Genomic DNA, 14,628 nt, shown 5'->3' with positions numbered 1-14,628 from the left:
GCCCTTAATTAATTTTCATTCATCAAATAAATTCAGTTGGCCGCAGCCTCCTGACCTTCACTTTCAGTGACTTTGGCATAGCGCTTAAACCACGCCAGTATATTTTCTATTTTACCAATCATTCTGGATGGCTTGCCAGCTATGCCATGAGGAGAACCAGGTACTTTAACCAATACCGTTTCAACTTTTTGTAGTTTTAGCGCCTGATAAAATTGTTCGGTTTCAGACATGGGTGTGCGTTTATCTTCCACCCCTGTTATCAACATTGTCGGTGTAGTCACATTGCCGACAAGAGATAACGGTGAGCGCTGCCAATAATGTTCAATGTCTTCCCACGGTTTAGCCCCAAACTGATAAGGAATTTGATAAAGCCCCGAGTCTGCGGTTAGCACTTTGGATAACCAATTAATGACAGGTTTAGCCACCACAGCGGCGTTGAAACGATCAGTGAGTCCTATGGCATACGCCGAAGCAATTCCCCCTGCTGAGCCACCAGTGATAAATAAATTCTCTGGGTCAACCAGACCTTTTTCAATTAACGCATCCACGCCCGACATGTGGTCTGAAAAATCGTATTTTGAGCTGTATTTGCCCTGCAAAAGAAGCGCAAAACGCTCGCCATATCCGGTGCTTCCTCTGTGGTTGTCATAAAAAACAATATAACCTTCTGCCGCCATTCGTTGCAGTTCAGCGGTAAATACCGGGCCGTAAGCCAAATTCGGGCCACCGTGAATTTCTAAAATAAGCGGGTATTTTTTGTTGCTATCGTAATGAGGAGGAAGAATATACCAACCTTGTATTTCCTCACCGTCTATAGCTGAGCGATAAGTTATTTCCTTCACTTCTCCGAGTGTTTTGTGCCCTAACACGTCTTCATTTAAAGAGGTAAGCTGGCGCGCCTTGCCCGTGGTGACAAAGAGATCCGCTGGACGATCGGTACGCCCTTTAGTATAGGCAACCGTATCATCTACTGCGTGATAAGTAGCGAAAACGTAAGGACGCCCTAAGGTAGTCCCACCCAGTCCTTTTGCCACATTTTTCAGTTTTTTATTCAGGGAAATCAAGTCAACCTGAGCTAAGCCACGTACCGATTGCTGGAAGTAAAGCTGTTCGTTGTCCTTCCACTGAATATTGGACACCGCATTATCGATATCTTCTGTGAGATTATTAAGCTGACTACCGTCACTTTTCATCACATAAAGATAGGTGTTTTTGTACATGACTTTTTCACCATCGCGATAAGTAAAAGCCACGTGCTTACCATCAGGTGACACCACAGGTGTAGATTCTGCACCATCCAGTTGGGTTAACTGCTTAATCTCCCCCTGCAAATCCACCGAATAAATATCTGCTTGTACAGGTTCATACTCCCAATTATCACTACGATTTGCCGAGAAATAGAGTGTTTGTCCGTCCGGTGAAAAACTCAGTCCCCCATTGTGGTGATAGTTTCCACTGGTAAGTTGCCTTGCAGTACCGCCGTCTGCTGGCACCACGAAAATATGAGTATATGCCGGGTCGAGTACACCTCTTCCATCGGCCTGATAACGCGCTTTAGTGATGTATTCAAATTTAGGTGCCCATTTCGCACCATCAGGCTTTTTGGGCATGTTGATTTTAAGTGGCTGCTCGTCAGCATCGACAGACATAGTAAAGGCAATGGTGTTACCATCTGGTGACCAAGTGATATTGCTGGGCGAATGGGTTACGTTAGTTACCAATGCCGTCTGCCCTGTATCCATCCAACGGATATACAACTGAGTCTTACCTTCTTCATTTGACAAGTAAGCCAGTCGCTTACCGTCCGGCGACCAACGAGGAGAGTAATATTGCTTAGTCGATGACAACAATGGACGATGTGATTGCCCCTTGACTGACGCAATCCAAATATTTGAACGGGTTGAATCGCTCATTATGTCATTAGTACGCCTAACGTACGCTATTTGCGTTTGATCTGGAGAAACACGCACTTCACTGACGTACTCCAAATTAAAAATATCCTCAGACTGAAATAGCTGCTGTGACGTGGGTGCAAGTAATTGTGAATTAATATCGTTTTGTTGCGTAGCCTGTGTGGAGGTTGTCGCAAATAAGCCAACACTCATTGCCAAAAGCAATTGCCGTGTCCTTATCTCAATGCGCGATTGTATAATTCGTCTTTGTAGTGAAAGGAACATGTCTTCCCCTGTAGCTTGTTGTAATACGTTTAGTTATACCCAAAGGCTTTTTATGGAAAGTGGTATAAGGCATGTACTGATGAGCCAGCCGCCCTACACCTCACTTGGTTATTGTTAACGAAATTACCTCACTCGTATAGCATAAGCGTTGAAGCTTGGTAATAAGACGACCAATGGATTATTTTTCACTCCGTACCTTCCCGCTATTCTGTATAAAACTTAACCTTTTGACTAGTTGCACAAGTAGTGGCAAGTGTTACCGTACATAATAAGATATTTATATACATATTAGTTTATGCAAAGCCCACATGGTGAGTTCAAAAGCGGCGTAAATGAACAGCTTTTGCAGTTCTCTGCAAGGGGTCCGTGGAACGACGTGACCATGAAAACCGGTGTACGGAAAATGGCTGAGCACATTTCTACATTTAGTGTTGATAAGCCGTGGGCACAGTTGAGCTGTCTTTACGGCGAAAGTCTCATGCCCCCCTCGACCTTTGACATATTTGTAAAACAAACGCGAGTAAGAAAACAGCGGGGTTTGGCATTTCTGGCCATTGTTATTCTCGATACAGACATCAAGTTAACCATACGCCATCAAATGAGCCAATGTTATGAAGCGGCTGAGGTCCCCTTTGCCTTTTACGACAGTGTTGAAGCGGCCCTTGATGCATTGAGTGACAAAGACATAACCTTTGATCGCGAAGAAGCCATAACGTTTTTCAAACGTTATGACTTTTCCAATAGATAATACGATAGTCAAACACAAAAAAAGTAACGCTAAGGAAAGCAACAATCTGCTCTCCTTAACAATTTAAACCATTAGGATTGCCACCCTCCCCCAAGCGCCTGATACAAATCGACCAGTGCCGCCATTTGCTGCTGACGAGTTTCTATCAGTTCACTACGAGCCTCAAGTGCTTCTCGCTGAGCCAATAACACTTCCAAATACTCACCATGAGCCGAAGCGAACAATTTGTTTGCTACGGTCACAGATTCTTCTAGAGAAGATATTTGTAGGCTTTTTGCCTCAACACTTTTTTCTAACTGGTTAAGTTTAGAAAGGCTGTTAGACACTTCAGCAACAGCGCGAAGCAACGTCAGTTCATATTCATAGGCTGCTTGAACTTGCTCGGCACTCGCATTCTTATACACAGCTTCAATTGCCCGACGGTTGATAAGCGGCGCGAAAATATCCGCAGACAAAGAGTATGCCAGTGATTCAGGTACATTAAATAAATAACGAGTATCAAATGAAGCTAAACCGACCCCAGCTTTAAGCTCTAAGGATGGATAAAAGTTAGCTTTGGCTACATCGATATTAAGGTTTGCTGCAGCCAACGCTAATTCAGCTTGCTTGATATCTGAACGATTGGCTAACAAGGCCGATGGCATGCCTACCGCAGGCGTATAGATATCTGTCGTAAGCAACGCATCACTATTGCGGTCAATGGGCTGTGGCGCGCGTCCCAACAGCAGGTTCAACGTATTTTCCTTCTCGACAATCTCCTGCTCTATAAGAAAGCGTTCACTTTCATTCTTTCGAACTTCAGCAGTAAAACGTGCAATAGGCAATGACGATGATCGTCCATACTGTTTTAGCGCAGAAATAGTTTTTATTACATTCTGCTGAACCTGAATGGTCGAATCCAAATTCGCCAGCTTATTATCAAGGGCAAGTAACTCATAATAACAACGGGATACTTCAGCCACGAGCTGGGTGACAAAGAATTTTTGCCCTTCTATTGAAGCAAAATATTCAAGAGAGGCCACTTTTGAGGCATCCCTTAACTTGTGCCAGATATCGATTTCCCACGACGCATTCAGACCTAACTGCAAGTTGGCCAGTGGGTCTGGAAATGCCTTTCCTTCTTTGATATCTAACTGTTCTTCAACCGCGCCGTCTCGGGTAAATTCGCCGACTTTCTCCGTATCAACCGCTATGCCTGCCGACAGGCGTGGTAAGTACTCCCCTTCTCTGGCGTACACTTCGTTGGCTGCCATATTGATACGCTGCAACAGTATCGCCACTTCCTGATTATTGCTAATTGCCGTTTGCACTAACTCAGAGAGATAAGGGTCGTTAAACCAGTCTGCCCAATTAATCGGCAATGCGACACTGTCTTCGCCATGGGTAGCGACAGCAGTATTATCAAGGGCAGTTGAGTAGGTATCAGGCAGTGTAACGTCAGGTGATTTTCTGTCTATAACAGGAATAGCACATGCCTGAACCAATAAAGCACTGGCCATTGCGACCCACAACGGGCGCTTAGTAAATTTAACGAAATTAGTCATCATTAAGCACCTCGTCGTTGTAGTGGTAAGTCTCTGTAAGTGGTACGTGATCTTCATTTTTGATAAGAGATTTACCCTCTTCAATTTTTGCGAACAAGTAATACAAGCCGGGGATCACCAGTACGCCAAAAATGGTACCGAACAACGTACCGCCAAGCGCTGATGCGCCAATAGTCCGGTTGCCTACTGCCCCAGCACCTGTGGCAATAACCAGCGGGATAAGACCGGCAACAAATGAAAATGACGTCATTAAGATTGGACGGAAACGCTGCTTAGCGGCTTCCACCGCCGCGTCGGCAATAGACATACCTTGCTGATTCTTTTGTACTGCGTACTCCACAATCAGCACCGCGTTTTTACCCAACAAGCCCACCAGCATGACAAGCCCTAGCTGGGCATACACGTCGTTTGCCAGTCCCATGCCTTTTAAGAAGAGAAACGAGCCCACAATACCCGTAGGTAGCGATAATATTACGGCTAAGGGCAACAGTAAGCTTTCATACTGAGAGGCCAACACGATATACACAAACAACAGCACCACGGCAAATATCACAATGGCTTCATTGCCCCGTTTGGCTTCGTCAAACGACAAACCTTCCCAGCCTATGTCATAACCTTTAGGAAGCGTCGCCGCTGCCACCTCTTCCACCGCTTTAATCGCTTCGGCCGAGGTGTAACCTTTTGCAGGCTCTGCGCGAATTGCCGCAGAGGTATACAAGTTGTAACGGGTGATTTCGTTTGGTCCCTGGGTTTTAACCAATTTCATAAATGCCGAATAAGGCACCATTTCACCCTCTTCATTGCGTACGTAGTAGTCCATTAAGTCACTGGGGTAACGACGATATTCAGGTGCACTTTGGGTGTACACTTTGAAAAAGTTGTTAAACCGCGTAAAGCCTTGCTCATAGGTACTACCGATAAGAATATTAAGGTTTTCCATAGCCTGACCAATTGACACGCCTTTTTGCATGGCTGCCTGATTATCTATTTCAATTTTGTATTGCGGATAATCGGCCGCATAAAAGGTAAACAGGCCTTTAAGCTCTTTGCGCTTTCCCAGTTCCTGCATAAACTCTTTGTTTATTTCATCAAACTCTTGGTAATCAGTGGTGTTGGTTTTATCCAGTAACCTGAACGCCAGACCAGAAGATGCGCCGTAACCGGGTACGACAGGCGGTTCAAAGTATTCGATTACCGCGCCCAAATGGTGAGTTTTAGCTTCGAGCGCTTCGATAATGTCGCGTACTGATTGGTCGCGATCAGCCCAATCCTTTAGGTTAATCAAGCACGTACCCGCGTTAGAACCTCGCCCTTCAGTTAAAATTTCATACCCCGCTAGTGACGACACCGACGCCACGCCTTCTACCTCTAAGGCCAAGCTTTGCAGCTCTCTGGCAACCATGTTGGTTGCTTCCAGTGTACTGCCCGGTGGCGTTTGAACAATGGCGTAAATTTGCCCTTGATCTTCACCGGGTATAAAACCGGTAGGCAGTAATTGATTAAGTGAAAATGTACTTAAAACAAAACCACCTAATACCACTAAGGTCACTACACGACGGGTAACCAGCGCTTTGATAATTGTGGTGTAGCGGCCGGTAAGTTTATTAAACCAACGGTTAAAACCATCAATAAACTTGCTCAGTAACGTGGCCTTCTTGGTGTGAGTATGGGGATTTTTTAGCAACATGGCACACAACACTGGCGTAAGCGAAAGGGCGACCACACAAGAGATTACGATGGATGATGCCATGGTTATCGAGAACTGACGGTAAAATACCCCCACAGGACCTGTCATAAAAATGAGTGGCACAAACACCGCTGTCATGACCAAGGTAATAGCAATAATGGCGCCGCCCATTTCTCCCAACACCTGTTGCGTTGCCATATACGGCGTAAGGGTGTGGCTTTCTTCCATTTTCGCATGTACTGCCTCGACAATAACAATGGCATTGTCGACCACGATCCCGATGGCTAATACCAACGCAAATAAGGTAATAAGGTTAATGTTTACCCCTGTCGCCTGCATACAAAAGAAAGTCCCAATAAGTGACACAGGTACTGCCAACAGCGGAATAAGGGTAGAGCGCCAGTCTCCGAGGAAAATAAATACCACCAGTGAAACCAACACAAAGGCTTCTACCAAGGTGTGCAACACTTGCTCTATTGAAGCATCGAGAAATTTAGACACGTCATAGTTAATCTCGTACTTCATCCCTTCAGGAAAGGTTTTCTCAAGCTCAACCATTTTGGCTTTCACCTGAGCAATAACCTCATTGGCACTGCTTCCATAGTTTTGCTTAAGCACAATAGCCGCTGATGGATAGCCGTCTTTATTCGAGTAAATATCGAAAAATTCACTGCTTAATTCAACATCAGCAATATCACTGAGTTTAAGCAGCCTACCGTCGCTGTCGGCACGAATAATAATGTTTTTATATTCTTCCGGTTCGTCATAGCGGCCCTCGTAAATCAGCACGTATTCTTTTGACTGCGCAGTGATGCCCGAGCTACGTCCCAGTCGACCGGGGCGACCAATCAAGCTTTGCTCGTCAATGGATTCCATGATTTCATCGACAGAGATATTGTAAGCTCGCATGCGATCGGGCTTAAGCCAAATACGCATGGCGTATTGTCTGCTGCCCAGAATTTTAGCGCTGGCTATACCATTTACCCGTTGAATTTCAGGGATAAGATTGATGTTTGAGTAGTTGTACAAGAACTTCTCATCAGCAGCTTCGTCAGTGCTGTAGACGTTGATGTACATCAGCATACTTGGCTGCACACGTTCAAGTACCACGCCCTCTAATTGCACCAATTGAGGTAACCGGTTCATGATTTGATCAAGCCGGGTTTTGACGTTAATTAGCGCCTGATTAGGGTCGACATCAAGGTCAAAAATAACCTGAATTGTCGCTTCGCCGGCACTGGTTGCATCCGACACTATGTACTTCATTCCCGGTACACCGTTAATGGAACGCTCGATGGTAACCAGAGAAGATTTCACCAATACATCGGCGCTTGAACCGGGGTAAGCCAGTGAAATCAGAACCCTAGGCGGGGCAATATCGGGAAACTGAGAGGTTGGCAGTGTCAACACCGACAACACGCCTAAAAATATAATCATCAGTGAGAGCATAATGGCCATCACTGGACGTTTAATAAATACTCCAAACATAGTGCCCCCTTATTCAGCGTGCAGTGACATTTCAGCTAACGTGTCACTGGCTGACAGCATGTCTGGCTCAATTTGCTGACCATTACTAACGCGACGTAACCCTTCCAGCAGGACAATGTCATCGTCCTTTAGCCCCTCTGACAGCACATACATGTGTGGCAGTTCAGCGGCAATTTCTATATGGCGGGTAGCGAGCTTGTTCTCTTTGTCCAGCACATACACATAGCTTTGATCCAGTATTTCAAAGGTGGCCTTTTGGGGAATGATCAGGCTGTTGGGGAAGTCGACGTCAACTAACACATTGCCGGTCTGACCATGACGTAAAAGCTGCTCAGGATTTGGAAAAGAGGCACGCATTTCAATCGTTCCAGTGTGGTTATCAAAATCGGCTTCGATTGTGTCGATAACACCTTCATGGGGATAAACTGTGCCATTGGCTAACTTCAGTCTAACCTTGGTACCTTGGGTGGCTTTGCCGCTTTGGGCATAGTTTAGATATTCGGACTCAGGCACGTTAAAATATACCCACATCTGACTTAAATCAGCCAGTGTGGTGAGCAGTTCGCCTTCATCTAAAAGACTGCCCGTTCTTGCCTCTAGCCGGTCCATTTTACCGGTAAAGGGCGCTTTGATATCGGTAAAGGCCAAGTGTGCTTTTGCCAGCTCTACCTCAGCCTGTGCTTTTTGATACTCTGCTTCAATCACAGCAAGTTCATTCGGCGAGACAATGTTTTGCTCTACCAGAGACTTGGTGTTTTTGTATTCCATGTAGACCGCTTGGGCCTCTGCTTGTGCTTTGCGTAGCTCCGCTTCATAGACCGTTGGCGTAATCTTAAACATGAGCGCCCCTTGCTCTACAGTCTGCCCTTCATCTACAAAGGTCGACTGCAGATACCCTTTCTCCATCGCTCTCACTTCTATGTGCTGAATAGCGCGTATTTGACTGACATATTCCTTCACCAAGGTGGTGTTTTGGCGAATAGGATGTGCCACATCCAGTTGTAATGTGGTGTGACGCACGCCATGCTCCTGATGCCCACATCCCCCTAACATCGCTGCGACTATACCTACAGTAACTAACGTTTTTTTGCTCATGATTAAACTTCGTTTTAAAAGATAACAAGCACAATGCCCCCACAGTGATGTGCAGGAATTGTGGGTGTATTCCTCCGTATGGCGACACCAATTAGCTTGTGCCACAGGGAAAAACACACACAGACTTAACCAGCCAGACTGCCCGGCTGGAACCACTTAAATGAATTGGGAAGTAACAGTGCTTTTCTGCGAAGGGTAATAAACCAACGCCCAAAAGACTTAGGCCGTTGGTGGCGCTCTTGTTAAAGGGGTGGCAAAACTATGGGAATGGCAAACATGGCTGTAAGGCGTTTGCAAAAGGGTTTGGCATAACACGAACTGCGCTTGTGCCACTTCAATATTCGAAGGGGTAAACGGATCGTCAGAAGCACTTTCTTCAACTTCAAATTCTAAGGCAAACTCGGTCACCGAAACATCAAAGTGATGGATATCGGAAATAGGCTTGTAGCCCTGTTTAAGGGCAAGTAAACAGGTAAACAACAGCATTATCATGGCGTATGACAATTGCTGCTTGATGGAGTACTTACTGCTCACTGACGGCATACCTGAGAATGAATATTTGAGAAAAAATGCGACGACATGCTACACAGTACCTTCCACTTTGACAAGCAACAAACATCCGTTATGCGCTCAGAAACCTGTGTTGCGTGATCAATGTGAATGCTAGGTAAAGAGTTCCTTTATCTTTGGGAATGATTTGTTAGTGTATTTTGGCTTAGTATGAAATGAGTGGTTAATGGTATAATTTGCGCACAAAACAGCCGTTCAAACGGAAACTCACCTATACTTTTAGGTTCCAGATTGTGCCAAATTATATCGCAGTTCATTGACATCTTTTGCCGGTGAGCGGCCATAAAACCTACCGTATTCGCGACTGAACTGAGAAGGGCTTTCGTAACCCACCTTAAATGCCGCAGACGCAGCGTCAAGGTGCTCGGTTAACATTAACCGCCTGGCTTCCTGAAGTCGAATTTGCTTTATATATTGCAACGGACTCATCGCAGTCATATTTCGAAAATGGTGATGAAAAGTTGATACGCCCATATTGGCGACCTGAGCCAACTCCTCTACCCTGATGTGTTGCGAATACTGAGATTTGAGCCATGCAATTGCCTTTGCCACTTGATGAGTTTGCGTCCCCATCGCGGCCAGTTGTCGAAGGTTTTCTCCCTGCTGTCCGGTCAGCAACCGATAAAATATTTCACGTCTGATCAGAGGTGCTAGCATGGGTATATTTTCGTGCTCATCGGCCAAGTCTACAAGCCGTTGAAACCCACTAATTAACGCAGGCGTGAGCTTCCCAGTTGCCATTCCCCGATCAGAACGCTGGCCTTTAGGAGGCGGAAGTTGGCTATCAGCCATCAATTGCGTGATTTCTTGGTAATCGAAAGTCAGTTTAAGTCCAAGATACGGTTGCTCCGCACTCGCCTTCGTCACCTGAGCGACAACGGGTAAATGAACGCCTGAAAACAAGTAGTGTTCTGTATCATAACAAAAAACCTCTTCCCCCAACTGAACACGCTTTGCACCTTGTGCAATCAGACACACACTAGGTTCATATGAACCCGCTATTGGTATGTTCGGGTCGTTTTTTCTAAACACGGTCAACCCAGGGATTTCTGTTGGACAATAATCCTCATGCTCGGTCAATCTAGAAATACTCGATGCTAAACGCTCCATACTGTTTGCAGGGTTAGGATCGGTCTTCATAATTTTACCCACATTACTGACATTTCACTTATGGCCAGTATAGCCACTGAACGTGCACGAATATATAGATCTCATTTGTACTCAGAGAAATAGGCAATAATTGAACAGAATTTGAATACTGACTTTCCTTCGCCATCACTATTCTTAATTAAGAAATATACGCGCTAAATTTTTAAGCTCTATTTGGCATTTTATGACGAAACAAGGAGTCCACGTGAAATCATTGATTCGAACAGCGGCATTCCTGTTCACGGCGAACTTGCTGTCTGTACAAGCATTGTCGGCAGAGTATCGACAGAACCCGTTTTCACTGGTCTACGAGGGCGCTATTACGGAAAACGTTAAAGGAAAAGTGAATATACATTCAGTGAGTTACAAACTACACAACATTGATATTTCAGCAAATGTGTACACACCACCAGACTTTGACCCATCGAATAAGTACCCAGCTATTGTCGTTGCTCATCCCAACGGTGGCGTTAAAGAACAGGTAGCGGGACTCTACGCTCAACAACTCGCTGAACAAGGCTACATTACTATTACTGCCGATGCTGCGTTCCAAGGAGCTAGCGGTGGTGAACCTAGACATATTGATAAGCCGGCCAATCGGATTGAAGACATCCACGGCATGGCCGATTTCATATCTACCTATCCAGGGGTTTCACCCGCTCAGATAGGTCTTCTTGGTATTTGCGGTGGTGGAGGCTATTCGTTGAAAGCAGCACAATCGGATAAACGCTTCAAATCTGTCGCTACACTGAGTATGTTTAACTCTGGACGTGTCCGTCGAAATGGCTACATGGACTCAGCACTAGATACAATACAACAACGTCTAAAATCAGCTTCTGAAGCAAGAGAAATCGAAGCCGAAACAGGAATCATTCGTTATGTGAGTGATGATAAATTAACTGAAGAACAAATTGCCGCCTTGCCTTTCGAACTTTATCGCCAAGGTTTCGAGTATTATGGCAAAACACATGCCCATCCAAATTCGACATTTCGCTATACAGAGAGCAGTTTGTTATCGCTAATGAATTTTGACGCAGCGACAAATATGGATCTAATCGGTCAGCCTTTGTTGATGATTGCAGGAAGTAAAGCAGATTCCTTGTACATGACCCGAGAGGCCTTTGAATTGGCTACCAATTCACAAGCTAAGCAGTTATTTCTTATCGATGGTGCTACACATATCGAGACCTACTGGAAGCCAGAATACGTTTCACGTGCTCTGGCAAAACTCAGCCATTTTTTTGCTAAAACTTTATAACAAGGAGCTAGCGGTATGCGCTATTTAAGAAGAAGCCATTACACATGCCTTATGGTGGCTTCGATGACCTTAGTACTCGCTGCATGTATGAGTAATTCTATGACAAGACACTCAGAAGCTCCTTTAATAATCGCTCAGCAAGGAAGCTTCGCTGTGGGTGGTAGTGTTATTAAAAGTGAAGGGCAGTTTGACCCCATAAAACTGACGCCCGCCGGACAAACCTTGCATGGCGACCACGCCTATGTGTTTTATCAAATTCCTGTCGATCAGCGAAAGCTACCCTTGGTAATGTGGCATGGATTTGGGCAATTCTCTAAGACTTGGGAATCGACACCTGATGGGAGAGAAGGCTATCAGAATATTTTTCTACGCCAAGGTTATGGGGTGTACCTAATAGATCAACCTCGTCGAGGCAGCGCAGGAAAAGGCACTCAATCAGGCACTTATAGCCCTACCCCCGAAGAACAGAAGTGGTTCAATATTTTCAGGGTGGGACAGTGGCCAAATTATTTTGAAAATGTGCAGTTCCCTACCGATAGTGAGTCACTGAATCAGTATTTCAGACAGATGGTACCGAACATTGGCCCTATCGATCCGCACACTAACGCGGATGCAGTTAGTGCGCTATTTGACAAAATCGGTGATGGTATTTTAGTCACACATTCGCACAGTGGTGGGATGGGCTGGTTAACGGCCATGCAAAATCCCCATATCAAAGCGATTGTGTCTTATGAACCTGGCAGCGGCTTTGTATTTCCACCAGGAGAAGTACCAGAAGCAATGCCAAGTTCCAGTGGTGCACTAAGTGCAGTGCAAGTGCCTCTGTCTGAATTTACCAAACTTACAGAAATACCTATCGTCATTTATTACGGTGACTTCATTCCAGAACAACCCAGTGATAGTCCCGGGCAAGATGGCTGGCGAGTCCGCTTAGAAATGGCTTACGTTTGGGCTGATGCTATTAATCGACATGGTGGTGACGCGAGAGTTATACACCTGCCAAAGGTGGGTATTTTTGGTAACACGCACTTCCCGTTTTCTGACCTAAATAATCAGGATGTGGCTGCGCTGATGCTCGATTGGTTGCGTGAAAAAAGCCTCGACTAAACGGCAGACTGCCGGTGAAACAATTCAATGGGATGTTTATTATGACATTACTGAAAGCACAGAAGCGACTGTTCCCATTCTCAATGCAAGCCGCCTTACTCTATTGTGCCTTTATCATACAACCTTATGCGAATAGCTCTCCTGATAGATTAAGTGATAGACAGCAGGCTATTATTCCAATCGCTGCATTTACAGCGTCTGGCAATGTAGTTGGACTGGAGAGAGCATTAAACGAAGGACTAGATAAAGGTTTAACGGTTAATGAAGTAAAAGAGATCTTTATTCATTCCTATGCATACGCAGGCTTTCCCCGAGCCTTAAACGGTATCAATACGTTTATCGAAGTCATGAACATTAGACAGCAAAATGGTATTAGGGACAAAATCGGCACCACAGCTAGCCCTTTGCCTGAACATTTCAATGCAAATGCCTACGGCCACAAAACTAGAAATGCACTGGTTGGTAAAGACATTTCGCACCGTACGACAGGTTACGCGGCGTTTGTTCCTACCATCGACCTGTTTCTCGTTGAACACCTTTTTGCCGATATTTTTTATCGCGACGTGTTAACGCACAAAGATCGAGAACTGGTGACCATTAGTATGCTGGCGGGTATGTCTGGAACTAAAGCACAGTTAATCGCTCATATGAACCTTTCGTTGCGGATAGGCTACACCCATTTCCAACTGATTGAATACACCAAAATACTTTGTGACAAGGTTAATCAAGAAAGCGCCGAGCGGGCATTGACAGTCTTGAGTAGTGTTGCACAAGTTAAAATTCCTAATTTTCTGAAGAAATCGGCTGTTGTATACCGGGATGAAACAGCGAGCTTCGGCACACCGGATAAATTCACAGGCATTGCTAAAATTACATCCAGATTTTCTTCACCGGTTTCTTCTCATTATCGCGGAGCTATTGTGGAGTTCTCACCCGACGCAAAAACAGCATGGCACATCCATCCTAAAGGACAGACACTGATTATCATTTCCGGCAAAGGATTAGTGCAGTCAGAAAATGATGAAGTTCAAACCATGTTGCCGGGTGATGTCATCACCATACCGCCCAATACTCGTCACTGGCATGGTGCTGCACCTGACTCATCCATGTCGCATGTCGCAATTTCAACGCCAGACGATGGTGAAACAGTAACGTGGATGGAGTTGGTCTCTCAAAACCAGCCCATGAATAATTTCAACCCGAGGCCTTACTGAGTACGCTGGCTAACGTGTAATGTACATACACAAAGGAGCAAAACAATGATATCGCTACTCGTAAACGGTCAAACACGCCAAGTGAAAGCCGCGCCGGACACCCCCCTGTTGTATGTATTACGCGGTGAACTTAATGTGATGACCCCTAAGTTTGGCTGCGGTTTAGCGCAATGCGGCGCATGTTCAGTACTGGTCGATGGCGAAGAAGTACGCGCCTGTATTTATCCCATTGTGGCGCTTGAAGGCAAGCACATCACCACGGTTGAAGGCTTGCCAGCACGCTGGCAACAACAACGTTCGTTGCCAACCGATCCTGCGCGTCTGCATCCGGTGCAACAAGCCTGGATTGATGAACAAGTGCCTCAATGTGGTATTTGTCAGTACGGAATGATGATCAAAGCCACCGAATTGTTAGAAAAAAATCCTAGCCCCAGTGATGATGACATCAATCACGCTATGACTGAATCAGGGCCGTCAGCCCATCTGTGCCGTTGCGGCTCATACGCAGCGATAAAGGATGGTGTTCACCGCGCAGCAGCCATTATCAAAGGCGCTGAAATGATAGCGACTCAGACCTTGGAGAGCTAAGGA

The 14,628-nt window shown here is 45.5% G+C and carries 11 protein-coding genes; 5 read left to right on the top strand and 6 right to left on the bottom strand.

The window, feature by feature from the left end:
• Positions 1-32: 32 nt before the first annotated feature.
• Positions 33-2,105, bottom strand: coding sequence for a prolyl oligopeptidase family serine peptidase (locus ACMCM8_RS02550; RefSeq protein WP_412727592.1), 2,073 nt, complete (start codon positions 2,103-2,105; stop codon positions 33-35).
• 367 nt (positions 2,106-2,472) lie between these two features.
• On the opposite strand from ACMCM8_RS02550, the gene ACMCM8_RS02545 reads away from it, so the two are divergent.
• A complete protein-coding gene (locus ACMCM8_RS02545) occupies positions 2,473-2,925 on the top strand; it encodes a hypothetical protein (protein ID WP_412725145.1) in 453 nt (150 codons plus the stop codon).
• 71 nt (positions 2,926-2,996) lie between these two features.
• Here the strand turns inward: ACMCM8_RS02545 and ACMCM8_RS02540 are convergent, their stop codons facing one another.
• From ACMCM8_RS02540 to ACMCM8_RS02520, 5 genes are all read right to left on the bottom strand, one after another.
• The gene (locus ACMCM8_RS02540; RefSeq protein ID WP_412725143.1) at positions 2,997-4,472 is read right to left on the bottom strand and encodes a TolC family protein; all 1,476 of its coding nucleotides are present in this window, start codon (positions 4,470-4,472) and stop codon (positions 2,997-2,999) included.
• Positions 4,462-7,644, bottom strand: coding sequence for an efflux RND transporter permease subunit (locus ACMCM8_RS02535; RefSeq protein ID WP_412725141.1), 3,183 nt, complete (start codon positions 7,642-7,644; stop codon positions 4,462-4,464). Before ACMCM8_RS02535 ends, ACMCM8_RS02540 begins: the two co-directional genes overlap by 11 nt.
• A gap of 9 nt (positions 7,645-7,653) precedes the next feature.
• Complete coding sequence (locus ACMCM8_RS02530) at positions 7,654-8,739, bottom strand: efflux RND transporter periplasmic adaptor subunit (protein WP_412725139.1); 1,086 nt, start codon at positions 8,737-8,739, stop codon at positions 7,654-7,656.
• A gap of 219 nt (positions 8,740-8,958) precedes the next feature.
• A complete protein-coding gene (locus tag ACMCM8_RS02525) occupies positions 8,959-9,273 on the bottom strand; it encodes a hypothetical protein (protein WP_412725137.1) in 315 nt (104 codons plus the stop codon).
• A gap of 255 nt (positions 9,274-9,528) precedes the next feature.
• Complete coding sequence (locus ACMCM8_RS02520; protein WP_412725135.1) at positions 9,529-10,449, bottom strand: AraC family transcriptional regulator; 921 nt, start codon at positions 10,447-10,449, stop codon at positions 9,529-9,531.
• A gap of 214 nt (positions 10,450-10,663) precedes the next feature.
• Here ACMCM8_RS02520 and ACMCM8_RS02515 point away from each other — a divergent pair, with 214 nt between their 5' ends.
• From ACMCM8_RS02515 to ACMCM8_RS02500, 4 genes are all read left to right on the top strand, one after another.
• The gene (locus tag ACMCM8_RS02515) at positions 10,664-11,716 is read left to right on the top strand and encodes an alpha/beta hydrolase (protein WP_412725133.1); all 1,053 of its coding nucleotides are present in this window, start codon (positions 10,664-10,666) and stop codon (positions 11,714-11,716) included.
• Between the two features lie 99 nt (positions 11,717-11,815).
• Positions 11,816-12,823 (top strand): alpha/beta hydrolase, encoded by a 1,008-nt coding sequence (locus tag ACMCM8_RS02510; RefSeq protein WP_412725131.1) that lies wholly within the window; start codon positions 11,816-11,818, stop codon positions 12,821-12,823.
• Positions 12,824-12,864: 41 nt separating this feature from the next.
• Positions 12,865-14,037, top strand: coding sequence for a (R)-mandelonitrile lyase (locus ACMCM8_RS02505; protein WP_412725129.1), 1,173 nt, complete (start codon positions 12,865-12,867; stop codon positions 14,035-14,037).
• A gap of 45 nt (positions 14,038-14,082) precedes the next feature.
• On the top strand, positions 14,083-14,625 hold the full coding sequence (locus ACMCM8_RS02500) for a (2Fe-2S)-binding protein (protein ID WP_412725127.1): 543 nt from the start codon (positions 14,083-14,085) through the stop codon (positions 14,623-14,625).
• Positions 14,626-14,628: the final 3 nt, after the last annotated feature.

The sequence above is a fragment of the Alteromonas sp. D210916BOD_24 genome (genome assembly GCF_047159385.1).
Taxonomy (GTDB): Bacteria; Pseudomonadota; Gammaproteobacteria; order Enterobacterales; family Alteromonadaceae; genus Alteromonas.
The sequence above is the reverse complement of the archived record's forward strand: the minus strand, read 5'-3'. Positions and strand labels throughout refer to the sequence as shown.